This is a genomic window from Flavobacteriales bacterium (assembly GCA_016716605.1).
Taxonomy (GTDB): Bacteria; Bacteroidota; Bacteroidia; order Flavobacteriales_F; family PHOS-HE28; genus PHOS-HE28.
Genome location: JADJWA010000001.1, coordinates 3,115,005 through 3,136,617, shown reverse-complemented (window position 1 = coordinate 3,136,617; position 21,613 = coordinate 3,115,005). Strand labels below are relative to the sequence as shown.

Here is a 21,613-nt window from a genome sequence, read left to right as displayed (position 1 = left end):
GTTTTGGTTCCGGCAAATCGCCGTGCTCAAACCTTTCGGTTCAGATCGCGCATATCCCATGCGTTTGGCGCACGATTCATGCGTTCTTCTTGCGTTTTTCGCATGTTCCATGCGTTCCGCGCAATTTTCTTGCGCAAGCCGCGCAAGGAGCCCTGCAAGTCGTTCCGACGGCGCTTCGCCCGCAGCCTGAGGTTTCCGATGCCGCTCCTCGTTCAAGGCCTCGAAACTATCGACGAGGAGTTCTATTTTGTCGATCTATGATCACATTCAACTACCCTGCCCATGCCATCCCGATTCGCCGAGGAATTGCGCAAACTGCGCAATGACCAGAAACTCTCCCAATCCGCAATGGCCTACAAGCTGCATGTCGATCCCAGCCGCATCAGCCGCTGGGAGCACGATGAGCTGCCGCCGTTGAATATGGTGGAGCGTATCAGCACCACCTTCGGCGTGAATGCGCACGAGTGGCTCCACGATTCTCAAAAGGCGCCATCAGCTGATGCCTCGGCGATCGAGCCACGCGTGGTTCACATGAAGCCCGAGCCGCCGCGCATTGATGCAGAGGACAGCAATTGGCGCAGCAAGGCCATCGACCTGCTCAGCAGAATGACCGATCTGCTCGAATCGCTGATTAAGAATGCGCGGGGGGGGGGGGGGAAGTAAACCTATTTCAAGATGCGTCATCCTTGTGCGTCCTTTATCCTGCGAAACGGCCTTATGTACGCCTCATCAGCTTCGCGAAAGCCCCTTCCATATTCCGGTGAAAAGCCGCTAGCGTGAATCGCTCCGCGAAGACACGACGCGCATCGATGGCCATGCGCTGGCGGAGCTCAGGGTCGCGCGCCAGGCGTTCCAAGCGATCAGCCACAGCCTTTGGGTCGTGCGTCGGGACCAGGAATCCGTTCACGCCCTCATCCACCATCACCGGGATGCCGCGCCAATCGGTGGCTACCACGGGCAAACCGAATTGCGCCGCTTCCATGAGCACCACCGGGAAGCTCTCGGCCTCGAAGTGCGAGGGAAAGCAGAACACATCCGCAGCGCGGAAGTCGTTCAGCTTGTCGTTGCCGGTGCGCACCCCGAGCACCCGCACGCGATCATTCAGCCCATGCTGCGCGATCAAGGCGAGCATGCGTTCCTCGAACGCGGCATCGCCCCAGCGGCCCATGAGCATCAGCTCGGCATGCGCGCCGCGCTGGATGAGCTCGATGAAGGACTGCACAAGCACTTCGACGCCTTTGCTCGGGATCAGCACCGCGGTGAACAGGATGCGCATGGGCCGTCCGGGATCCGGGTCGCGCGCAATGGGGCCGCCCGCAAGGTCCTCGATGCCATTGAACACTGAAACGATGCGCTTCGCCTTGAAGTGCTGCGCATCGGGCGGCGCCAGATCCGAAGTGCGGATGGCGAGATCGGGCTTCCGGTACGCCAGCCAGGCCAGCCAGCGGATCGGCGCAGGCAGCTTGCTCATGTAGGTCGAGAGTCCACCGGCGTGGAAATGGAACACCGTGTACCGGAAGCACCAGCGCACAGCGATCAAGAAGATGATGTCGCGCAGGATCGGCACCAGGTTCGGGCCGCTGGGAGGGTAGTAGAGCACCTGCGAGTGATGCTTGATCCGTGCGGCCCAGACGGCGGCGATCGTCCGGAAGAGAACCCGCACCTTCTTCAGGCTGAAGCGGCCCACCTCGCTCATCTCCTCGGAATAGGCCAGCCGCACATGGGCCAGTTCGAGCGTGGTGAAGCGGCCCTCCAGGAACTTCTCGATCATCACTGCCTGGCCGCCGAAGGGGGGCGGGGTCTGACCCACTACGAGCACGCGCAACCGCTCTTGCTGCATGGCGGCGAAACTAGGATCGATCGCTTCCTCGCTAAGGGCAGGTCACGCGCTCCGGTCCATGCCCGATCGTTGATAGCGCGCGCTGCCGGGATCGCCTGCGCGGCCGATTGAGTGCGGCTATATTCGCCGCGCTTCCATGCGCCTGCACCGCGAAGGCACCCCCACCTTGCTGCTTGTCACCGCGGTGTCCTGCTTCGGCCTCTTCGCGCTGATGCAATGGCCGGTGCTGCCTCAGCCTATTGCCATCCTGATCGCCGCGTTGCTCGTCGTGGTGTGGGCCCTTGTGATCTGGTTCTTCCGCGTGCCGAGCCGCACGGTGCCCGCGAACGATGCGCATGTGCTCTCCCCGGCCGATGGCAAGGTGGTGGCCATCGAGGAAGTGCATGAGCCGGAATACTTCAATGGCAAGCGACGGCAGGTGAGCATCTTCATGAGTCCGCTGAACGTGCATGTGAACTATTACCCCTTGAGCGGCACCACCAGCTATGCGCGCTACCATCCGGGCAAGTACCTGGTGGCCTGGCACCCGAAGAGCAGCACGGAGAACGAACGGAGCACGGTGGTCGTGAAGCATCCGAAGCACGGCGAGGTGCTGTTCCGGCAGATCGCGGGCGCATTGGCGCGGCGCATCTGCACCTACAGCAAGCCCGGCATGCCCGCGCAGCAAGGTCATGAGTTCGGCTTCATTAAATTCGGATCGCGGGTGGATGTGCTGCTCCCGCTGGATGCGCGCATCAACGTGCAGCTTGGCCAGCGCGTGCAGGGCTCCGTATCCGTCATCGCTGAATTCGCCGACAAAGGATGAACAACAAGCTCAAGACCCTATTGCTTGCCCTCGTGGCGGTGCTCGCCGTGATCGTGGCGGGCAAGAAGGCCTTCGACCTGGCTCGTGCGGATGGCCCGGCGGACGTGCCTTCCGATGCGCAGGCATCCGTGCCCCCCGGGCCATTCGATGGCTTGGGAATCCGTTACGATGGCCACTATCGCTGCGAGCGCGGGAGCCTGCGCTACTTGATCCGCTTCTTCCCGGAGGGCCGCGTGGTGTTGGTGAACGGCACCAAGGATGTGGAGGCCACCTTGCCCGATTTCCTGATCCCGGAGACCAAGGGCAACCCGAACATCGGCCTGCACAACGTGATGGCCTCGGTGAAGGGTGACAGCATCCACTTTGTGACCACGGCCATGCGCGGGGAGATCAGCTACCGGGGCAAGGCCACGGCGAGCGACCGGGTTCGCTTCTTCCGGCACAGCCACATCACGGGCGCTGATTTCGACATGGAGTACCTCTTCGTCAGCGATGAGGAGCGGAAGTCAGGCCAGCAGGCGCCGTAGCTCGTCGTGATGCCCGAAGCGGTACGTGGCCATGGGGTCCGGCTCCGTTTCGGCGTGGTAGTGCGCATGATCCCAGCCGGCATTCCGCGCGCCCAGCATATCGGTGTCGGCGTTGTCGCCGATCATCAGGCTCGCATCCGCCTTGGCGCCCGTGCGGTCCAACGCCTTTTCGAACACGGCGGCGTGCGGTTTCGCCGCGCCCGCCCGCTCGCTGGTGAGCACCAGATCGAAGCGATCCGCGATCCCGCACGCGGCGAGCTTCAGGTGCTGCACCTCATCGAAGCCGTTGGTGATGATGTGCATGCGGTAGCGTCCATGCAGCGCATCGAGCAATTCCAGCGCGCCTGGCATCAGCAGCGGTTTCAGCGGGCAGCGGGCGAGGTATTCCTGTGAGAGCCTGCCGGGCAGGCGGCCATCCACCACGCCGAAGCGCTGCAGCGCAGAGCGGAAGCGCAGCACGCGCATCACTTCCTTCGGCATGCGCCCCGCGCCGTGCTCCGCCCAGAGCTTGTGGTTGATCTCCTCGTACACCGCGATGAACGCATCGGCATCGGGCACCCCACGTGCCGTGAGCCGCTCCTCGATGAAGAGATCGCGCAAAGTCTCGCGCGAGTTGGCGCGGAAGTCCCAGAGGGTGTGGTCGAGGTCGAAGAAGAGATGCCGGTAACGCTTCATCGCAGGAATGCCCATGCCGTGCTCAGGATCAACGACCAGCCCGCGATGGCGCCGATCAGCAGCGGCAAGGTGCGGCGGTCGTGCCGGAAATACTTCGCGGCGATCAATGCGGTGATGGGCACGGAGACGATCGGCGGCATGATCGTCAGCCCGAGCAAGCCGTAATCGCGCTTCATGCGAACGATGAACCGGTTGCCCCGGGTGAACACGCGCTTCGGGGCGCGGCCCATGCGGATGCGGCGCTCCCGGCTCTTCACCGCACGGGCATGCAGCCATTTCAACACGGCAATGCCAGCGCGATAGAAGGCCGTGGTCCCTGCGGTTCCGCCGATGGCGAGCAACAGCACGGTCTCCCAATACGTGTGGTTGAAGCCGTATGAGACGGCAGCGGCGAGCACGAATTTGACAATGCTGGTGCCGAGTACCGCCAAGATGCCCGCGGTATCCATGGCTCAGGCCTTACGCCCATAGGCCAGGTCGCCGGCATCACCAAGCCCAGGTACGATGTAGGCCTGCGCGGTCATCTCCTCGTCGATGGCGCCGATCCAGAACCGTGTACCGGCGGGAAGGTGGATCTTGGCGTGCTCGAGTCCTTCGCGACTGGCGATCGCGCTCACCACATGCAGTTGCCGGGGCACGCCCATGCGCAACAAGGCCCGGTAAACCAGCACCATGCTCTGGCCGGTGGCGAGCATGGGGTCGCAAAGGACGAGTACGCGATCGTCGAGGCGCGGGCTGCTCATGTACTCCACCTCGATGTCGAATCCGTCCTCGCCCTTGCGGTGCTTGCGGTAGGCACTGATGAAGGCATTGTCGGCGCGATCGAAGCAGTTGAGCAGGCCTTGGTGCATGGGCAGTCCTGCGCGCAGGATCGTGGCGAGCACGGGCTGTTCCTTCAACAGGCGGGCCTTGGCTGAGCCCAGTGGCGTGACGACCTCCTGCTCATCGTAGTCGAGCGTCCGGCTCAGCTCATAGGCCAGCACTTCGCCCAAGCGTTCCAGGTTGCGCCTGAAGCGCATGGGGTCGTGTTGCACCTGGGCGTCGCGCAGCTCCGCGATGAAATGCCCCGCCACGCTCTGTTGATTCACCAGTTCCAGGACCATGCGCTCATTGCTTTAGCCACCGCAGCGGCAGCGGAAGCCGGTTCCGCCGCAGGCGAAAGTAGGTCCTCTCTTCGGCTCCGAAGCCGGCGTTGAAGCGCGCCACGCTCGGGGTGCTGGATCCTGCGAAGTCGAGCAGCATCCCGCTGCCGGCATGACGCTCGATCCACGTATCGGTGATGCGGAACATGGCCTTCGCGTGGTAGCCCGCCTGGGTATTCGCCGATTTCAGGAGTATCGAGCGCCCGCCCCAATCCGCGAAGCATGCCGCAGCCTCAGGCCGCCCGTCGATGGACAGCGCCTTCACGGCGCATTGGCCCCGCGCCATCCCTTCTTCGATCACCCCGATGAGGTCCTCCAGGCCTGTCACGGCCGGCTTGCCGAAGCGCGCGCCGGTGGTGCGCCTGAAGAGCGCCTCGAAATCCTTGGCATTGAATTCGGGCTCCCCGCCGATTGATGCGCCCTTCAGGTTGCGCTGATGGCCCTTGGCGTACGCGGCGCGCAATTGCTCGATCGGGCGATCGGCGTGGATCACCTGGTTCCGGCGAGCCTCCCAAGTGCATCCCGAATCGCCACAAGGCTGCGTGGCCCCGTTCAGCATGATATCGATGTACCTGAAGCGGTGTGGGATGGCTTTGATGAACGCTCGGTGCAGCTCATCCGAGGGCCGCGCCGCGAACACGCCGAGCTGCTGCAGCCCGATGGGCTGGAAGAGGTAGTCGATACCCCACTTGCGCCGGGCGGTCAGCGGCATCTGCGCATCGGCATCGGCATCGATGAGCGCTTCCCATGCCGGGCACATGCGGTCGAGCACCCAGCTCTGCGCGTACCATAGCCGGTTGGGGCAGCGCAAGAGGCGCGCATCCCATGCGGCCTTATCGATCTCATGGTGGCGCAGGTGCTCGATCATGGCGCTGCGTTGCCGATGATGCGCAGGATGGCCGGGCGCCAGGAGGCCTTCGGACCGGTGGCCGCCAGGAAGCTCTCGTGCCATAGTCCGGTGAAGGTTCCGCTTACGCGCTTCACGGCATCGATCACTCGCTGCGCTTCGTGCAGGGCGTTCTCCGGGGAAAGGCGCAGTTTCTCGATCAGGGTATTGTCCATGACGGCGAACGGATGGATCATGAGCTCCGTGCATTCGTCGCGCTCAAGGTCATACCAGTTGTACGGCGTGCAGGTCCCGGCGCGGAAACCGAGGCGGTCATGGCAGCCCATGCTGTGCTCCTCGCTGAAGCCGAGCGTGATCGCCGTGCGGAAGGTGCCCGGCGTGGCGAAGCGCAGGAAATGCTGGCGCGATGCGGTAATGGGCCTGTCAATAGCGTTCGCGAGCCGATCCCGCTCAATCTCGGTGAGTCCTTGCACCGTGCTTGTCCGGTAGGAGGGGTGAAGGCCGATCTCGGCATGCGCGGAAATCCGCTTCAGGTATCCGGCGTACCGCGGATGCTCCACGGGCACGGCATGATCGTGCTTGCCGCGATCCGAAGCGAGCACGAAGGCGATGGTGCGCGAACTGCAGTGAGACAGGTGATCAAGCACCTCGTCGTCCAGCTCGAAGGGGTCGGCAGCCTTGCCGGTCAGCACGGCAATGCGCTCGCGCGCACTGCGCCGATCACCGGTGATCTGCTCACGGATCCAGGCTCCGGCGCTCCGCCAGGGCTCGCGGCCGAGGTACTTGAAGCCATTGTCGAGATCGATCGTGGTCACCTGCCGGTAGGAACGGCGAGGGATTGGAAGTCGGGGATCGCGAACGCGCCAAGCCTCAGCCAGGAGCAAGGCCCATTCATCGACCACTGGTCGGTGCAGGTAGTTGTGGCGGGCGGCGTGCAGCGCATTCGTAAGCGGCCGTCCGTGTTCGTCGGCAGGCAGCGATGCCCATTCCTCGGCGCGCGATAAGAGGAAGAACGCGGCAGCGAAGGGGTCGAATGGCAGGTCACCACCATCGACCGGGAACAGCATTGGCTGATCCCCGCGATGGCACACGCCGGGATCGATCATGGGGGGCGATCCATCCTGCAAGCCATCAGCCGGACGCACATGGAATGCGCCGGGCACCGGATCATGTGAGTAGCAGAGGCAAGGCAGTGCCGCTGGGTCAAGGTCCCGGCGATCGCTGACCCTTTGGATGCGCAAGCCCAGCATGGTGGCAAGCATCTGCTCCACCGCGTACTGCGCGCGCGCGCCGGTCGATTCGATCCAAATGGCGGCTTCCTGCACAGGTATCAATCGCGAGCAAGGTAGGAGCGAGGTTCCGGTGGGGCTCAGCCGATCAGCTCCGCGATGCGCTCAGCCGCATGACCATCCCCGTAGAGCGCCGGGCATTCGGGTGCGCCATCTCGCATGAAACCCTTCACGGCTGCCATGATGCGGTCCTTATCCGCATCGGCCAGCACCGCCTGGCCATGCTCCACCAGCTCTGTCCATTCGGTCTCACCGCGAAGTACCACGCATGGCTTCTTGTAGAAATAGGCTTCCTTCTGCACCCCTCCGCTATCCGTGAGCACCAATAGGGCGTGGCGTTCCAGCGCGATCATATCGAGGTAGCCCACCGGGTCGATCAGCCTCACGCCCGGCCGGTCGAAGGATAGGCCGTGCTGCGCGATGCACCTGCGTGTGCGTGGATGCAGCGGCAGCACCACCTCCATGGCATGCTCGGAGGCGCAGGCTTGCAGGGCGTTCAGCAACGCGCCGAGCCTTTCGGGCCGATCGGTATTGAAGTCGCGGTGCATCGTGGCGAGGAAGAAGCCGCTCTCGCGCAACCCGAGCCGCTGGACGATGGAGGAGCGCTCATCCGCCAGCATCGCGTAGTGCAGGCTGCTGTCGAGCATGACATCGCCGGTGAGCGCTACCAAGGGCTTGGCGGTCGCCGGATCAGTGCCGCTGGACACCGGTATGCCTTCGGACGCGAGGTTGGTCACGGCTGTAGCGGTTGGGCAGAAGAGCCAAGTGGAGCAATGGTCGCAAAGGACGCGATTGATCTCTTCGGGCATGGCCCTGTTGAAGGATCTCAGGCCGGCTTCGACATGCGCGATGGGCACGCCGAGCTTCACAGCGGCGATGGCCCCGGCGAGCGTGGTATTCGTGTCGCCATACAGGATCACCGCATCGGGCCGTTGGGCGATCAGCGCCCGTTCAATGCCCTCGATCATGCGGGCGGTCTGTTCCCCGTGCGTTCCGGATCCGATGCCCAGGTGCGTGCGTGCAGCCGGTATCCCGAGTTCATCGAAGAAGACCCGGCTCATGGACTCGTCGTAATGCTGGCCGCTGTGCAGGAGAGCATGGTCCGTATCGGCATGCCCGGCAAGCGCGCGGCCTATCGCCGCAGCCTTCACGAATTGGGGCCTTGCGCCCACGATGCTGAGCAACCGCCTCATCCGAGCATGCCGTTGTCCGCGAAACTGTAATACCCCGTGGCTCCCACGATCAGGTGGTCCTGCACTTGAATGTCGAGCAGTCGTGCGCCTTCAGCGAGTTTCCTCGTGAGCTTGACGTCCTCTTCGCTGGGCCGCAGTTGGCCGCTTGGATGGTTGTGGCAGAGCAGAATGCACGAAGCGCGTTTCTCGAGCGCGGCCTTGAACAGCATCTTGGGGTCCACTACGGTGCCGTGCAAACCTCCGCTGCTCACCTTGGCAAGTTCGAGCAGCCGGTTGCCCCGGTCGAGCAGGATCAGCCAGAATTCCTCGTGGGGCAGGTCGGCGATCTTCCCCCTGATCAGCTCGAATGCGATCGCGCTGGAGGTGACGGAGACTCGCTCCGCTGCATCCGTGGCGCGGCGGCGACGACCCAGCTCCAATGCCGCTGTGATGGTCAGGGCCTTGGCCTCGCCCATGCCTTTGTGGGCCATGAGCTCCTTGGTGTCGAGCGTGCCTAGGCGGTGCAGGTCGTTGCCCGATCTGGCCAGGATGCGTTTGGCCAGATCGAGCGCGCTTTCCGTGCGCGTGCCTGAACGTATGAGGATGGCGATCAATTCTGCATCGGAAAGGGCCTGCGCCCCCAGTTTCAGGAGCTTTTCCCGGGGCCTGTCATCAGCGGCCCATTCCCGGATCGGGATCCGTGCTTGGTCTGGCTCCTCCATGGGTCTTGAAAAGCGAACAGGCCCACGCATCGCGAGGACCTGTCCAAAGTAGGGTTCAACGGGTCACTTCAGCGCCGCGACGTGCTTCTTGGCTGATGACTTGAGGTTGGCCGCTTTGTTCTGGTGGATCACGTTCCGCTTGGCCAGCTTGTCGAGCATGGAGGTAAGCTCAGGCAGGAGCTTCTCAGCGGCCGCCTTGTCCTTGGTGGCCCGCAGGTCGCGCAGGGCATTGCGCGTGGTTTTGTGCTGGTAGCGGTTGCGCTCGTTACGGGTCTCGGTCTGCCGCACCCGTTTCAATGCTGACTTATGATTGGCCATCGCGTAGTCCCTGCTGTGCAAGGGGCGGCAAATATAAACGGCTTTGCGAAGTAATGCCTATCGGAGTCGAAAAGGTGGCAGGAGCGGGTCCAAGTGGCCTGACCAACCGGTTCAATAGGCCATTTTGTCCTTGCCGAACATGTTGGTTACGGTACTCACTATGATCCGCAGGTCCAGCCAGAATGACCAGTTCTCCAGGTACCAGACATCGAGTTCGACGCGACGTTCCATGAGCTCCGGGGTGCGTGTCTCGCCTCGGAATCCGTTCACCTGGGCCCAGCCGGTGATGCCCGGGCGCACGAAATGGCGCACCATGTACTTGTCGATGATGTCCCGGTACTGCTCGTTGAGGCGGATGGGGTGCGGCCGGGGCCCAACCACGCTCATATGGCCCAAGAGCACATTCCAGAACTGGGGCATCTCATCGAGGTTGCTCTTGCGCAGGAAGCGCCCGACGGCGGTCACCCGCGGATCGTTCTGGGTTGCCTGCTTCACATCAGCCTCCTTATTCAGGCGCATGCTCCGGAACTTCCAGCACACGAACTCCTGATTGTCGCGCCCTAAGCGCATCTGCTTGAAGAACACCGGCCCGCGGCTCGAGAGCTTGACGAGCAAGCTGAGCACCGGGATGAGCCAGGTGAGCACGAAAACGATCACGCCCAAGGAGAAGGCAATGTCGAAGGCCCGCTTCAGCATCCGGTTCACGGCACGGTCGAGCGGTTCCTTTCTGAGCTTGCTCACTGGAACACCGCCGAGGAACTCGAGGTCGCTCGTCTTCACCACCGGAATGAAGCTCTCCGCGCTCGGGATCACGCGGAAACGGATGGTGTTGCGCTCGCAGAATTCCATCAGGTCCGTGATTTCCTGCCTCCGCGTGCCGGGCAGTGCGCAGTACACGATGTCAATCCTGTTCTGCACGGCGAATGCCTTCAAGGCCGCCAGGTCGCCCACCCGATGAGGGGCGAGCATGCCATCAATGGGAGCATCGGTGAAGATCCCCCGGAACCGGTAGCCCCGAACCGTTTGGTCCTGGCAGTATTGGAAGATCTCCTCGGCGGCCGGGCTCTCGCCAACGATCACCAAGTCCTTCACCGAGGTGAGCGGTTCCAGGGAGAGCACCTTGTTCAGTCCCGATTGGACATGCTGCAGCGAGATCCGCTTGCTCCGCAAAGCAGCAGCAAGGTCCTGGGCCATTTCACCGGCACCATTGCTCTTGCCATTGTTGTTGCCTGGGGTAAGGATCCGCTCCATGCTGATTCGGCTTCTGCGTGATGGCTGCGGGCGGGTCTTTTCGAGTGCGGGCAAATCTATTCGGTACGGCCCTCTGAAGTCAAGTTTGTCGAAGAAATTTCTTTATTCGTCGATAACGGTTTGATTGCATGATGGCTGCATTGGTTGGCACTTGTCTAGCCTTCAGGCAAGTAGCGCGACCAAGCGGTTCAGGCCATGCGCCGTTGGTCGACCTGTCCGGTGATCCGAGCCTTGAGGTACAGAATCACGAACCGGGTGTTGGTTACGAGGTAGCGCTTCCAAAGGCGACCTGGTTCGAGCCAAAGGCGATAAAGCCATTCGAGGGAGAAGTCACGCATCCACTTCGGTGCGCGCTTATCGAGACCGGCGTAAAGCAGGAAAGCCCCACCGACGCCCACCATCACGGCATTCACCCGACCTTTCATGGCCGCCATGAAACGCTCCTGTTTCGGACAACCGAGCGAAACCAGGACGAGCCCCGCGCCCGAGGAATTGATGCGCTCCGCCTCTTCGTCGAGATCCATGCGCTCCAATGGTGCGAAGGGCGGTGAATGCGTTCCGGCGATGCGTATGCCTTCGTTCTCCTGGTTCGCGCGCGCGCTGATGGTCCGGAGCGTATCCGGCTGGCCACCATACAGGAAAACGCCGATGCCTTGCGTTGCCGCACGGGCGAGCAGGGCCGGCATCAGGTCATTCCCAGGTACGCGCTCCTGCTTGGCGTGATGAAATATGTTGAGCACGTGCAGCATGGGCACCCCATCCGGGGTGGCCAGGTCGGCCTCGTTCACGATCTTGCTGAAAACGGGTTCAAGCGCTTCAATGGCCATGTGCACGTTCACGCAGCACACGTACGCCGAGCACCGGTCGCGGGCCAAGGCCAGAATGGATTCCAGCTGCTCATCGAAACTGCCCGTGGTGAGGGACACCGTGAGCACCGGGTGCTTGGGCAGCGCTCGGGCAGGAGCGGTGGTTGAGGTCATGATTCCCGGCTCGATCGGAAGCGGCGGGTTTCTACGCGCTGCCGTGAACGATGTTGTGCGCGCCAGGAGGGCGGATTCGTTCGGTGCATACGGCCGAACCAGTTTCAGTGACCCCGGCAGGACTCGAACCTGCAACCAACAGAACCGGAATCTGTCATTCTATCCAATTGAACTACGGGGCCAAGCGGCGGCGAAGATACTGGCGCGATCCGGAGCGGCCGTGCCCGAGGTGATTCAATCGCGCCGAATGCGCAGGCCCGCGGCATACGAAGGCCGATCGGTCTGCAGCCTATCGGGTTTAAGGCTCAACGCCCTGCTGTGCGCGAACAATCCTCGGGTTCCGAATAGCGTGGCTTTGAGCCCGGCGCTTCGCAACGCTTCCATCCCGCTGGCCGTGGCCTTTTCGTACGGGATCGTGATGCCGGCGCAGCCCAGTGCACGAGCGCGTTCAGCCGCGCGTTCCATCTCGGTGATGTACAGGTAAGCCCCGAAGCCCGGGCGTTTCTCGCAGAGCAGGCGCAGGAAATCCTCGGTCTGGCAATCGACCAGGATCCTGCCCGTGAGTCGGGGATGCGATTCCAACTCGAGCACGGCATCCGAGAAGGCGTGCAGGTAGTCCCACCAGTCGCCTTGGGCGAAGAGTTTGCAGTCGAGGGTGAAATCGGCATCGGGATGCATGCGGCGAGGCCAACCAAGAGCGAGTCGATCCGCACGAGCGGGAATCGCGCATTCGCATCGATGACCGCACACGCTTGAAGCATTTCCCAGGGATGTGCATTCACCTTGCCGCTGCATGCCGTGAGTTCGGAGAGGTCTGATTCATGGTAGGCCAGAAGGACCCCATCGGCCGTGAGTTGCGCGTCGAGTTCAATCCCGTCGATCCCCAGGTCAAGCGCCGCGCGAAGGCTCTGCTCGCTATTCATCGGCCAATCGGCTTCCGGCCCGGATCCGCCGTGACCGATGATCCGTGCATTCCCCGGATCAGGTGCCGTGCATCCGATCAGGAGCACCGGTAAGCCCCATGTGAACCGCATGCGCCGAAGTAAGCAGGTTCAGCGGTGCGCGACATGTCGCAGGAGCGGGCAATCCATCAGGGTTGCTGGTGCGACCATGGGCTCATCGAGCGGCGGGGTAGCGCCATACCGCTCGTGCATCACTTGGCGGACCAAGGGATCGCTGAGGTCATAGGCACGCATGGGCTTCGGCTCGCAAAGTCGGATGCCGAGTGCGCGCTCGTACACCTTCCAGATCAGTTCCGAGCAATAGATCAGATCATCGTTCCAATCGAATTTCCAGTCGTAACCAATGCCCATGAAGGGTTTCGCTGCTTCTCGAAGTCGCGCGAGGGCAGCTTCATCCAACAGGTGATCGGCTTCCTTAAGGCGCATTGCTGCGAACTCACCATTGCCCTGCTCGAGCCACTCGGCCAATGGCGTCCGCTTTACCGGCCCCACCGCTTCGAGCACTTGCCATTGGTCATCCTCGCGGAAGGCGATGCCCACATGCGTCCATGGGCTTCCGGTGGCCAGCTGCAAGGCCATGCCTTGCTCACCGCCCATGTGCTGGAAGAGGAGGTCGCCATCGCGCAGATCCTTGGCTACGCGTGTTTGAGCAACTGTTGCCAGCGAGGCTTGAAGCAGGAGAGCGGCGCACAAGAGAAGCCGACCAGGCCAGGCCGGATTATGGGCAAGGAGCAGGTTCATGCCCTGCTCAATGCGCGAATTCCAATCGGTAACTGCTGGTGTTCCCTCGCTCATCGGTTACCGTCAGCTTGAATTCCTTCCTCCCGGGCATGCGGCTGTGCTTGTCGAACGCATGGGTCACGGTTTTGGTCTTCGGCTCGTATTCGAGCAGGATCCACTCGCCGTTCAGCGTGCCGCGCCAGGACCCGACGCCGCTCAGGTTGTCGGCGACCTTCAGGCTGAAGCCCCTACGGCCCTTCATGTCTGCGCTCAGGTCGATGTTGGTGATCGCAGGCGGGGTGGTGTCGATCATCACCGCGTAAGTGCCGAAGGACTTCACTTGGGCAGTGATCCAGCCGTCGGCGTATTCACCACCCGCAGCGCTGGCTACGCTGCCGTCGGGGTCCATCTTCACGATAAGCGCCTTGGTGGGATTCGGCGTTTCAACAGGCAGGCTTAGATCGGCGGCGGTGTGCAACGGGATGAGCGCCTCACCGATGACATGCACTGGTCCGACCGTGCGGCCTAGTGCCGGTTTCCGCTCGTAGGTAACGTAGGCGTCATCATACAGTGAATGAGACGGCAGGCTGAAACGGATGCCTTCCTCCTCGATGCGATTGGCCGCATCCCACCGAAGCAGGCTTCCTTTCGCTTCCGCGCGCGGCCATTGAGCCGCTGCTTCGGCCGTTGCGCCCCTCAGCGCGAATCGCAGCTCACTGGCATTGCCATTGGCATCGGTGGCGATCACCAGTACTTGGCGCTCCTGGCCTGGGTCCAGCACGATGCGCCCTTGAGGGCCTTCTTTCCCGTAAAGGCGGAGCTTGTTGTTGGGTTGCTTGTAGCATCGGTGGTAATCCATCTTCCGGCCCTTGAAGAGCTCGTAATCTACATGGGCGTTGCAGTAGCGGTTATGGCTGAAATCAACATGGTCGAGGGTGGCGCTGAAGTGGGGCACGCTGTCAACCAGCACCACGATCCGCCTTACGCCGCATTTGGCCGAACCGTTGTCGTAGCGATCGAAGGTGTTCACGGCAATGCCCACGGTACCGAAGGCCCGAGGGGGCGATTTCAAGGTGTACCTGCCCGCCCCGCCCTGCGTCGCGTAGCCCACCGCTTGATCCGGGTAGGGTGCGGTGCGCGAGCTATCGGTGAGCGCGTAGATCCGGATGCCGTGGATCTCCGGCGGAACATGGTCGGCTGCACGGAAGCCCATGGCCTCCGGGTCGAGTGCGTGCTGGCTGCCGGAGTTGCGCACCTCGAAATGCAGGTGGGGCCCGCCGCTGCCCCCGGTGTTGCCGCTTAAGGCGAATACCTCTCCTTGCTTCAACGGAAGCGCGCCTTTCTCCACGGCCCAGTCGATGCTGAAATACTTCTGGCGGTATTGCTGATCCAGGCAAGCCTCACCCACCTGTCCGGTGAGTTGCTGCAGGTGGCCATACACCGTGGTATGGCCGTCCGGATGCTCGATGTACACCGCCTTCCCATACCCGTAGGGACTGATCTTGATCCGGCTCACCCAACCATCGGCCACTGCCCTTACCGGTATGCCCTCACGGCCTTGGGTGCGCATGTCGAGCCCCGAATGGAAATGATCCGAGCGGGGCTCCATGAAGTTCCCCGAGAGTTCAATCGGGATGTCCATCGGGCTGATGTACCTGCCTCTCAGGCTATCCGATTGGGCGCGGACCCAGATAGGTATCAACATGCAGATGGCCAACGATTTAGCATAATTGACCAGAAGTCGGAAGTGATTCATTGATTCGTATTCAGATGAGCGCCGGTTGCAGACCTTGCAAGTGTACCCGTGGCCGATGGGAATAGGGCCGGAGCACTTGCCGTGATCAGCTAACACCGTGAGGTTCAAACAATATGCCTTCATCGTATGGGGGCGCGGCTATCTTCGGCCCCGGACTGCGAAACGTTTTTCCCGATGCAAGCCATGCAAACGCTGTTGGATCGCCTCGAGCACCTGAAAGGCCGTGTGAACTCCTTGCTGAAGGAGCACAAGACCGTGCAGGCCCGGGTTACGGAACTGGAGCACGGCATCCGTGAGCACCAGCGCACGGAAGAGGTGCTCAAACAGCGTGTAGCTGAGTTGGAGAAGGAGAACGAGGTCCTCCGGAACACGAAAGCCGCTCATGAGGCGGCCGTTCCGGGAGCAGAGGAACGGATCGACGAACTGGTTCATGAGATTGACCGCTGCCTGGAACTCATCCAGAATTAGCGTCGCATAGCCATGGAAGAACGTTCCATCAATGTCGAGGTCGCCGGACGGGCCTATCCCCTGACCATCCAACAGTCGGAGGAGTTGAACGTGCGGCGCGCCGTGGACGAGATCAACGAGAGCATGGCCCGCTTCAAGTCGGGCTTCCCCCTCACCGATAAGCAGGACCTGCTGGCCATGGCCGCGCTCGAAGTCACCGTGCGCGCCCTTAACAGCAACGCGGCACGGCAAGAAGCCGAAGCCGCAGCGGCCTTGGTGGAGGAGATTGATCGGATGCTCGGCGATCTGCGGTCCTGACACGCTCCCGCCCACGGAGGCCCGGCGCGGTCCATGAAAAACACATGGACCCATGGAAATCGACATTGTCAGCATACTGATTGGAGCCCTGGCCGGCTTGGTGGTCGGCGGCATCATCGTCTTCCTCGCCTTGAACAGCATCATGCGCAAGCGGCGCGATGGCATCCTGAAAGAGGCCGAAGTGGAAGCCGAGGCGCTCAAGAAAGACAAGATCCTTCAAGCCAAGGAGAAGTTCCTTCAGTTGAAAGAGCAGCACGAGAAGGAAGTGCGGGAGCGCGAGCGCCATGTTCAGCAGGCCCAGGAGAAGGCCAAGCAGCGCGAGCAGCAATTGAGCCGCCAGCAGCAGGAACTGGCCAATAAGGAGAAGAACGTGGATCGCCTGAAGGGCGAATTGGAGCAGAAGCTGGCAGGCGTGGAGCGGCGCCGGGAGGAAGTCGAAAAGGCCCATGCGAAGCAGGTGGCCCTGCTTGAGAACATCAGCGGACTCAATGCCGAGGAGGCGAAGAAGCAATTGGTGACCAGCTTGCAGGACGAGGCGCGCACAGCGGCCATGGCGCACATCAAGGAGGTGCAGGAGGAGGCCAAGGTGAACGCGAACAAGGAAGCCAAGCGCATCGTGATCCAGACCATCCAACGGGTGGCCACCGAACACGCCATCGAGAACAGCGTGAGCGTGTTCCATATCGATAACGACGATGTGAAGGGACGCGTGATCGGCCGTGAAGGGCGGAACATCCGCACCTTGGAGGAACTCACCGGGGTTGAGGTGATAGTGGACGATACCCCGGGCGCCATCATCCTCAGTTGCTTCGACGCCGTGCGCCGCGAAGTGGCGCGGCTTGCGCTCCACCAATTGGTGAAGGATGGCCGCATCCACCCGGCCCGCATCGAGGAGATCGTGGCCAAGACCAAGAAGCACCTCGAGGAGGAGATCATGGAGGTGGGCAAGCGCACATGCATCGATCTGGGCGTGCATGGCCTGCACAATGAACTCATCCGCATGGTGGGCCGCATGAAATACCGGAGCAGCTACGGGCAGAACCTGCTCATGCACAGCCGCGAGACCGCCAACCTCAGCGCCATCATGGCCGCCGAACTGGGCCTCAATCCGAAAGCCGCAAAGCGCGCGGGCCTGCTGCACGATATCGGCAAGGTCCCGGACGAGGAGCCAGAGCTGCCGCACGCCCTGCTAGGCATGAAGCTCGCCGAGAAGTACGGTGAGAAGCCCGACGTGTGCAACGCCATCGGCGCCCACCACGACGAGATCGAGATGAACACCCTGCTCTCACCGATCATCCAGGCCTGCGATGCTATCAGCGGAGCCCGGCCCGGCGCGCGCCGGGAGGCCGTCGAAGCGTACATCCAGCGCCTGAACGACTTGGAAAGCCTCGCCATGAGCTACCAAGGCGTCACCAAGGCCTTCGCCATACAGGCGGGCCGCGAGCTGCGCGTGATGGTCGAGAGCGATCGCATCACCGACCAGCAGAGCGATGAGATCAGCATGAGCATCGCTGACCGCATCATGAAGGAGATGACCTATCCCGGCCAGGTGAAGATCACCGTGATCCGCGAGAAGCGCTCGGTGGCCGTGGCGAAATGACACCCATGGATCACGAGGCCATCCGATCGACCATCCGGCAGGAGGTGGCCAACGTGGCCTTCCGCGACATCCGCGATGACGAACGCCTGCTCGAGGACCGCATCCTCGACAGCGTGGGCGCTGTGGACCTCGCCGTGGCGCTCGAAGGCGCCTTCGGGATCAGCATCCCCTTCGTGGACATCAACGCGCAGCATTTCGCGAGCGTTGATTCGATTGCGGCGTATGTGCAATTGAAGCGCGCATGAAGGTCAGTGGTCGATCGCTGCTGCTCGAGCACGCGACGGCCCTGTTGATCGCCGCAGGGTGCGTATGGGCCGCGTCGGCCTCATTGCCGAGTGCCGCGCCACCGGAGCCGAGCACACGGCTGGCCCTTCCGCTCACGGGATATCTGGAGAATTACAGCCGGGAGCCATGGCTGAGCCACTTGCTGGCACAGGCCTTCAGCAGCGGCGGCAGCATCGTGCTCTTCGGCTCATCGGAGCTCACCGGTGCCGACCATCCAGCCAAGCCGGTGAACTTCTTCAATCAGGAGCTGCAAGTGCCGCTCCTCGCTTTGGGCCATGCCGGCAACCAATGCCGCAGCATCCATGCGCAGCTGATCGCGGCCGATGCACCGCTGGAGCATGCGCGCATCGCAATCCTGCTCTCGCCCGGCTGGTTCCTGGGCCGCAGCGCCGAGCGCGGCACCGAGTTGGCCGCCTTCCTCGAGTACCAGCCTTCGCCCTCGCTCTATGCCATGGCCGATCGCGCGTTGCAGGGCGATACCGCCATCGCGCCCGTCACCGATTACCTGCGTGAGCACGCGCATGAGCTCGGCTCCGCGCAGCCCGTGGTGAAATGGCTTCTGCGCGATGCCTCCATTTGGGGCCGCGCCCGGTACTTCTTCAGCCAGCCCTGGGACCGTTGGCGCATCGAGGTCACCAAGGAGCCCATGCTGCTCTCGCCACCGATGCACCCGGGCCTGGTGGAATGGCGCATGTCCAAGGTCCAGTCGATCCCGTGGCGCGAGCTGTTCGAGCGCTCCAGCCAGGAGCATCTCGCTTCGTGCACGAATAACAATGCGCTGGTGAACGATGATTACTACGCGGCGTACGTGAAGGGCGAGGCCAAAGCGGTGGAGGTGATCGGGCAGGAGCGGTGCCGCGAACTGCGCGATCTGCGACTGCTGCTCGGCCTCCTCCAGGCGGAGAAGGCACGGCCGCTCTTCATCCTGCAACCGCTCAACCCTTATGTGTACACGAATCTGCACGAGGCCGATCCCACAATGGACGATGTGCGCCAAGAGGTGCGCGCCCATGGCTTCGACCTGCTCGACCTATGGACCACCGACACCGCTCGCTTCCAGCCGGGCGTGCTCACCGATGTGATGCATCTGGGCGGGATGGGCTGGTACAAGGTGGATAGCGCCCTTGTGGAGCACTTCAGCGAGCCATGAACAAGCGCATCACCCGGATCGCGAAGTGGGCCCTGATCTATGCGGCGCTTGGCCTGGGCCTGCTCTGGCTCCATGATCCGCGCACGGTGAGCATGGATGCCGCAGCCAGCGCCGTGAAGTTCGTTTACCAGCAGTTCTGAGCCATGCTGCCCTTCGCAGAAGCCGAGTTCTACCTGCTCTTCGCGGTGCTGGTGCCGGCGCTCTATGGGCTGAAAGCGATAGCAGCCACCCGCATCGGATTCGCGCAGGCGATCGCGGGGCTCAGCCTGCTCTACGTGGCGCTTTATTACCCCAAGCCCCTGCAGTTGCTGCTCTTCGCTGCGTATCAGTGCGGGCTCTCCTGGCTGTTGCTCTTCCGGTGGAAGAAGGTGCACGGCCTCATCGGCAGCCTGCTGCTCGCGCTGCCCATGCTGCTCGTGAAGCTCGATGTGGAGGTGGATGTGCTCGGCTTCGCGGGCATCAGCTACATCACCTTCCGCGCCATCCAGGTCCATCTCGATGCCGAGCAGCTGCGCGCGCGCTTCCGCATCGTCGATTTCGTCGGGTTCCTGCTTTTCACGCCCAGCCTCCTTGCAGGCCCCATCGATCGCTACGAGCGATTCAAGGGCGATCTGGACCAAGGCTGGTCGAGGCTGAACGGAGCAGCGCTGATCGCGGGCTGGGAACTGCTGCTGCTCGGTGCGCTCCACAAGTTCGTGGGCGCCGAACTGGTTGATCGCTATTGGCTCGCTCGCTTCGATGCTTCGAGCACCGCTGCCCCTGACATGGCCGCGAACATGTACGGCTATGCCGTGTACCTCTATTTCGATTTTGCGGGCTACTCGCTGCTGGCCATTGGACTGGGCCGCATGCTCGGCATCGCCCTGCCCGCCAATTTCGATAAGCCCTGGCTCACCCAGAACCCGCCGGAGTTCTGGCGCCGCTGGCACATCACCCTCGGCGATTGGCTGCGCGATTATTTCTTCCGGCCCATCTATAAGCAGTTGAGCTCCGTTACCGCGCTCCGCTCATGGCCCCTGCTCCGTCAGAACACCGCGCTCTTCAGCACCTTCCTGCTCATGGGCTGCTGGAATGGTCTGCAAGCCCACTACATCGCCAGCGGTGCGCTCTTCGGCCTTTACTCCGTGGCGTACAACAGCGTCCTGCATCGCGCACGCAAGGGCCGCCGGGAGATTTGGGCCGGATGGCCGGCGCCCCTGGCGAAGGGGCTCTCGATCGTGATCATGCTCAACTTGGCGAGCTTCGCGCTCTACCTCTTCAGCGGCCGATTCCCGTATCTGCACTAGCCATGCGCTTCAACATCATCACCGGTGCTTTCGAGGACGGCGGGCATGCCGCAGCGAAGGCCGCCGTGATCGGCAGCGACCGTGTGCTCTCCTGGGCCGCGCTGCGCGAGGAATCGGAGGCGCTGTCGCAACGGATCGACGCGCTCGCACTGCCTGCTGGTGAGCCGGTGCTGCTTCGCGGGCACAAGCAAGCGGGCTTCGTGGCGGCCATCGTGGCGTGCATCAGCAGCAACCGGCCTTATGTGCCGCTCGATTCGGTGGTGCCCTTGGAGCGGGTGCGCCGCATCCGGGCCGTCACAGGCGCGAGCCTGCTCATTGATTTCATGGAGGAGCCCGCACTGGGGGTCGCGCCCCGTACATGGTGCGGAGCGGATGAGCAGCTGAGCGAAGCGGAACCGCTGCACGGCCTGGTGCCCGATCGTCCGCATGACCCCATCCGCTACATCATCTTTACCAGTGGGAGCACCGGCGAGCCGAAAGGCGTGCGTATCACCCGCGAAGCCGCTTCGGCATTCCTGGATTGGATGTCGAACGACTTCGGCTTCACTTCCGATGATGTCTTCGTGAACCAAGCGCCCTTCAGCTTCGACCTGAGCGTGTACGAGCTCTTCACGAGCCTGCATGTGGGTAGCACGTTGCTGCTGAACGATGCCGAGACCGCCAAGGACGCCCCGCGTTTCCTGCAACGCGCGCGCGCGCATGGCGGCAGCGTGTGGGTGAGCACGCCCACCTTCGCCTACCTGTACCTCACCGATCCGGGCTTCGTGGGCGCGGAGCTGCCCGGCCTGCGCCATTTCCTATTCTGCGGCGAAGCATTGCCGAAGGCCACCGCGCAGCGGCTGCTCGACAGGTTCCCGCGGGCGCGCGTGCTCAACACCTATGGCCCGACGGAAGCCACGGTGGCCACCACGCTCATCGATGTCACGCACGGCGTCCTCGACCGTTATGCCGATATGCCGGTTGGATCTCCGAAGCGCAATTGCGTGATCCACTGCAGGACGCATGATGGACATCCCGCCACGAAGGAGTCGCCCGGTGAGATTGAGATCATCGGGCGGCACGTGAGCATCGGCTACCTGAACAACGATGCGCTCAACGCTGAGAAGTTCTTCATGCATGATGGCCAACGCGGCTTCCGCACGGGCGATTACGGCTGGTTCGACGATGGGATCCTCTTCTTCACCGGCAGGCGCGATGAGCAGGTGAAGCTGAATGGCTTCCGGATCGAGCTGGGCGATATCGCGGCCTCCATGCTCCGTGTGCCCGGCGTGGCCGATGCGATCGCGGTGCCCCTTCGCAGCGGGGATCAGGTGAAAAGGATCGTGGGCTTCGCCAGGCCGATGCCCGATGCGGATGAGACTGAGTTGACCAACGCGATCCGCCAGCGACTCCTGACCGAACTGCCCGCTTACATGGTGCCGGCCGAAATCATGCTCGTAGAAGCCTTCCCCGTGAACAGCAGCCACAAGACCGACCGGCAGGCGCTGATCGCGCGCTACCTGAAGCGCCCGCGCAGCTGAT

General features: G+C 62.7%; 25 protein-coding genes and 1 tRNA gene. 11 read left to right on the top strand and 15 right to left on the bottom strand.

Annotated features, from left to right (window positions below; all coding sequences use genetic code 11):
• The first annotated feature begins 282 nt into the window (after positions 1 to 282).
• Positions 283 to 663, top strand: a complete 381-nt coding sequence (locus IPM12_12775; protein ID MBK9148675.1) for a helix-turn-helix transcriptional regulator — start codon at positions 283 to 285, stop codon at positions 661 to 663.
• Between the two features lie 52 nt (positions 664 to 715).
• Here IPM12_12775 and IPM12_12770 read toward each other — a convergent pair whose 3' ends face one another.
• The gene (locus tag IPM12_12770; GenBank protein MBK9148674.1) at positions 716 to 1,840 is read right to left on the bottom strand and encodes a glycosyltransferase; all 1,125 of its coding nucleotides are present in this window, start codon (positions 1,838 to 1,840) and stop codon (positions 716 to 718) included.
• 136 nt (positions 1,841 to 1,976) lie between these two features.
• On the opposite strand from IPM12_12770, the gene IPM12_12765 reads away from it, so the two are divergent.
• Together IPM12_12765 and IPM12_12760 are read left to right on the top strand one after the other, a co-directional pair.
• Complete coding sequence (locus IPM12_12765) at positions 1,977 to 2,645, top strand: phosphatidylserine decarboxylase family protein (GenBank protein MBK9148673.1); 669 nt, start codon at positions 1,977 to 1,979, stop codon at positions 2,643 to 2,645.
• Entirely contained in the window at positions 2,642 to 3,172 is a 531-nt protein-coding gene (locus tag IPM12_12760; GenBank protein MBK9148672.1) for a hypothetical protein, read from the top strand. Before IPM12_12765 ends, IPM12_12760 begins: the two co-directional genes overlap by 4 nt.
• On the opposite strand, the gene IPM12_12755 is transcribed toward IPM12_12760, so the two are convergent.
• The 14 genes from IPM12_12755 to IPM12_12690 all read right to left on the bottom strand — a co-directional run bounded on the left by IPM12_12755 (position 3,152) and on the right by IPM12_12690 (position 14,892).
• A complete protein-coding gene (locus IPM12_12755) occupies positions 3,152 to 3,862 on the bottom strand; it encodes a noncanonical pyrimidine nucleotidase, YjjG family (GenBank protein MBK9148671.1) in 711 nt (236 codons plus the stop codon). The genes IPM12_12760 and IPM12_12755 overlap by 21 nt on opposite strands.
• Positions 3,844 to 4,296: a hypothetical protein gene (locus IPM12_12750; protein MBK9148670.1), complete on the bottom strand. Its 453-nt coding sequence runs from the start codon at positions 4,294 to 4,296 to the stop codon at positions 3,844 to 3,846. The genes IPM12_12755 and IPM12_12750 overlap by 19 nt, the downstream gene beginning before the upstream one ends.
• A gap of 3 nt (positions 4,297 to 4,299) precedes the next feature.
• Entirely contained in the window at positions 4,300 to 4,950 is a 651-nt protein-coding gene (gene upp / locus IPM12_12745; GenBank protein ID MBK9148669.1) for a uracil phosphoribosyltransferase, read from the bottom strand.
• Between the two features lie 4 nt (positions 4,951 to 4,954).
• Positions 4,955 to 5,857, bottom strand: a complete 903-nt coding sequence (locus tag IPM12_12740; GenBank protein MBK9148668.1) for a hypothetical protein — start codon at positions 5,855 to 5,857, stop codon at positions 4,955 to 4,957.
• Entirely contained in the window at positions 5,854 to 7,170 is a 1,317-nt protein-coding gene (locus IPM12_12735) for a polysaccharide deacetylase family protein (protein MBK9148667.1), read from the bottom strand. The genes IPM12_12740 and IPM12_12735 overlap by 4 nt, the downstream gene beginning before the upstream one ends.
• A gap of 35 nt (positions 7,171 to 7,205) precedes the next feature.
• Positions 7,206 to 8,318 carry a UDP-N-acetylglucosamine 2-epimerase (non-hydrolyzing) gene (gene wecB, locus IPM12_12730; protein ID MBK9148666.1) on the bottom strand — a complete coding sequence of 371 codons (1,113 nt, stop codon included), beginning with the start codon at positions 8,316 to 8,318 and terminating at the stop codon, positions 7,206 to 7,208.
• Positions 8,315 to 9,019, bottom strand: coding sequence for a DNA repair protein RadC (gene radC, locus IPM12_12725; GenBank protein MBK9148665.1), 705 nt, complete (start codon positions 9,017 to 9,019; stop codon positions 8,315 to 8,317). Before radC ends, wecB begins: the two co-directional genes overlap by 4 nt.
• 63 nt (positions 9,020 to 9,082) lie before the next feature.
• The gene (locus IPM12_12720) at positions 9,083 to 9,337 is read right to left on the bottom strand and encodes a 30S ribosomal protein S20 (GenBank protein MBK9148664.1); all 255 of its coding nucleotides are present in this window, start codon (positions 9,335 to 9,337) and stop codon (positions 9,083 to 9,085) included.
• Positions 9,338 to 9,448: 111 nt separating this feature from the next.
• Positions 9,449 to 10,588 (bottom strand): exopolysaccharide biosynthesis polyprenyl glycosylphosphotransferase, encoded by a 1,140-nt coding sequence (locus IPM12_12715; protein MBK9148663.1) that lies wholly within the window; start codon positions 10,586 to 10,588, stop codon positions 9,449 to 9,451.
• 188 nt (positions 10,589 to 10,776) lie between these two features.
• On the bottom strand, positions 10,777 to 11,568 hold the full coding sequence (locus IPM12_12710) for a WecB/TagA/CpsF family glycosyltransferase (GenBank protein MBK9148662.1): 792 nt from the start codon (positions 11,566 to 11,568) through the stop codon (positions 10,777 to 10,779).
• Between the two features lie 108 nt (positions 11,569 to 11,676).
• Positions 11,677 to 11,750, bottom strand: a tRNA-Arg gene (locus IPM12_12705).
• A gap of 123 nt (positions 11,751 to 11,873) precedes the next feature.
• Positions 11,874 to 12,602, bottom strand: coding sequence for a hypothetical protein (locus IPM12_12700; GenBank protein MBK9148661.1), 729 nt, complete (start codon positions 12,600 to 12,602; stop codon positions 11,874 to 11,876).
• Between the two features lie 18 nt (positions 12,603 to 12,620).
• A complete protein-coding gene (locus IPM12_12695; protein ID MBK9148660.1) occupies positions 12,621 to 13,271 on the bottom strand; it encodes a hypothetical protein in 651 nt (216 codons plus the stop codon).
• A gap of 7 nt (positions 13,272 to 13,278) precedes the next feature.
• Positions 13,279 to 14,892, bottom strand: coding sequence for a M23 family metallopeptidase (locus IPM12_12690; protein MBK9148659.1), 1,614 nt, complete (start codon positions 14,890 to 14,892; stop codon positions 13,279 to 13,281).
• Positions 14,893 to 15,180: 288 nt separating this feature from the next.
• On the opposite strand from IPM12_12690, the gene IPM12_12685 reads away from it, so the two are divergent.
• The 8 genes from IPM12_12685 to IPM12_12650 all read left to right on the top strand — a co-directional run bounded on the left by IPM12_12685 (position 15,181) and on the right by IPM12_12650 (position 21,612).
• The gene (locus tag IPM12_12685) at positions 15,181 to 15,474 is read left to right on the top strand and encodes a hypothetical protein (GenBank protein ID MBK9148658.1); all 294 of its coding nucleotides are present in this window, start codon (positions 15,181 to 15,183) and stop codon (positions 15,472 to 15,474) included.
• Between the two features lie 12 nt (positions 15,475 to 15,486).
• A complete protein-coding gene (locus IPM12_12680) occupies positions 15,487 to 15,771 on the top strand; it encodes a cell division protein ZapA (GenBank protein ID MBK9148657.1) in 285 nt (94 codons plus the stop codon).
• Between the two features lie 64 nt (positions 15,772 to 15,835).
• Positions 15,836 to 17,371 carry a ribonuclease Y gene (rny, locus tag IPM12_12675; GenBank protein MBK9148656.1) on the top strand — a complete coding sequence of 512 codons (1,536 nt, stop codon included), beginning with the start codon at positions 15,836 to 15,838 and terminating at the stop codon, positions 17,369 to 17,371.
• 5 nt (positions 17,372 to 17,376) lie between these two features.
• Positions 17,377 to 17,616 carry an acyl carrier protein gene (locus IPM12_12670; GenBank protein ID MBK9148655.1) on the top strand — a complete coding sequence of 80 codons (240 nt, stop codon included), beginning with the start codon at positions 17,377 to 17,379 and terminating at the stop codon, positions 17,614 to 17,616.
• On the top strand, positions 17,613 to 18,806 hold the full coding sequence (locus IPM12_12665) for a hypothetical protein (GenBank protein MBK9148654.1): 1,194 nt from the start codon (positions 17,613 to 17,615) through the stop codon (positions 18,804 to 18,806). The genes IPM12_12670 and IPM12_12665 overlap by 4 nt, the downstream gene beginning before the upstream one ends.
• Positions 18,803 to 18,946 (top strand): hypothetical protein, encoded by a 144-nt coding sequence (locus IPM12_12660; GenBank protein MBK9148653.1) that lies wholly within the window; start codon positions 18,803 to 18,805, stop codon positions 18,944 to 18,946. Before IPM12_12665 ends, IPM12_12660 begins: the two co-directional genes overlap by 4 nt.
• Positions 18,947 to 18,949: 3 nt before the next feature.
• Positions 18,950 to 20,092, top strand: a complete 1,143-nt coding sequence (locus tag IPM12_12655) for a D-alanyl transfer protein (protein MBK9148652.1) — start codon at positions 18,950 to 18,952, stop codon at positions 20,090 to 20,092.
• A gap of 2 nt (positions 20,093 to 20,094) precedes the next feature.
• The gene (locus tag IPM12_12650; GenBank protein ID MBK9148651.1) at positions 20,095 to 21,612 is read left to right on the top strand and encodes an AMP-binding protein; all 1,518 of its coding nucleotides are present in this window, start codon (positions 20,095 to 20,097) and stop codon (positions 21,610 to 21,612) included.
• Position 21,613: the final 1 nt, after the last annotated feature.

Coding starts and splice junctions, on each gene's coding strand:
- IPM12_12775 (MBK9148675.1), top strand. CDS start 283: ATGCCATCCCGATTCGCCGAGGAATTGCGCAAACTGCGCAATGACCAG.
- IPM12_12770 (MBK9148674.1), bottom strand. CDS start 1,840: ATGCAGCAAGAGCGGTTGCGCGTGCTCGTAGTGGGTCAGACCCCGCCC.
- IPM12_12765 (MBK9148673.1), top strand. CDS start 1,977: ATGCGCCTGCACCGCGAAGGCACCCCCACCTTGCTGCTTGTCACCGCG.
- IPM12_12760 (MBK9148672.1), top strand. CDS start 2,642: ATGAACAACAAGCTCAAGACCCTATTGCTTGCCCTCGTGGCGGTGCTC.
- IPM12_12755 (MBK9148671.1), bottom strand. CDS start 3,862: ATGGGCATTCCTGCGATGAAGCGTTACCGGCATCTCTTCTTCGACCTC.
- IPM12_12750 (MBK9148670.1), bottom strand. CDS start 4,296: ATGGATACCGCGGGCATCTTGGCGGTACTCGGCACCAGCATTGTCAAA.
- upp (MBK9148669.1), bottom strand. CDS start 4,950: ATGGTCCTGGAACTGGTGAATCAACAGAGCGTGGCGGGGCATTTCATC.
- IPM12_12740 (MBK9148668.1), bottom strand. CDS start 5,857: ATGATCGAGCACCTGCGCCACCATGAGATCGATAAGGCCGCATGGGAT.
- wecB (MBK9148666.1), bottom strand. CDS start 8,318: ATGAGGCGGTTGCTCAGCATCGTGGGCGCAAGGCCCCAATTCGTGAAG.
- radC (MBK9148665.1), bottom strand. CDS start 9,019: ATGGAGGAGCCAGACCAAGCACGGATCCCGATCCGGGAATGGGCCGCT.
- IPM12_12720 (MBK9148664.1), bottom strand. CDS start 9,337: ATGGCCAATCATAAGTCAGCATTGAAACGGGTGCGGCAGACCGAGACC.
- IPM12_12715 (MBK9148663.1), bottom strand. CDS start 10,588: ATGGAGCGGATCCTTACCCCAGGCAACAACAATGGCAAGAGCAATGGT.
- IPM12_12710 (MBK9148662.1), bottom strand. CDS start 11,568: ATGACCTCAACCACCGCTCCTGCCCGAGCGCTGCCCAAGCACCCGGTG.
- IPM12_12700 (MBK9148661.1), bottom strand. CDS start 12,602: ATGCGGTTCACATGGGGCTTACCGGTGCTCCTGATCGGATGCACGGCA.
- IPM12_12695 (MBK9148660.1), bottom strand. CDS start 13,271: ATGAACCTGCTCCTTGCCCATAATCCGGCCTGGCCTGGTCGGCTTCTC.
- IPM12_12690 (MBK9148659.1), bottom strand. CDS start 14,892: ATGGACATCCCGATTGAACTCTCGGGGAACTTCATGGAGCCCCGCTCG.
- IPM12_12685 (MBK9148658.1), top strand. CDS start 15,181: ATGCAAGCCATGCAAACGCTGTTGGATCGCCTCGAGCACCTGAAAGGC.
- IPM12_12680 (MBK9148657.1), top strand. CDS start 15,487: ATGGAAGAACGTTCCATCAATGTCGAGGTCGCCGGACGGGCCTATCCC.
- IPM12_12670 (MBK9148655.1), top strand. CDS start 17,377: ATGGATCACGAGGCCATCCGATCGACCATCCGGCAGGAGGTGGCCAAC.
- IPM12_12665 (MBK9148654.1), top strand. CDS start 17,613: ATGAAGGTCAGTGGTCGATCGCTGCTGCTCGAGCACGCGACGGCCCTG.
- IPM12_12660 (MBK9148653.1), top strand. CDS start 18,803: ATGAACAAGCGCATCACCCGGATCGCGAAGTGGGCCCTGATCTATGCG.
- IPM12_12655 (MBK9148652.1), top strand. CDS start 18,950: ATGCTGCCCTTCGCAGAAGCCGAGTTCTACCTGCTCTTCGCGGTGCTG.
- IPM12_12650 (MBK9148651.1), top strand. CDS start 20,095: ATGCGCTTCAACATCATCACCGGTGCTTTCGAGGACGGCGGGCATGCC.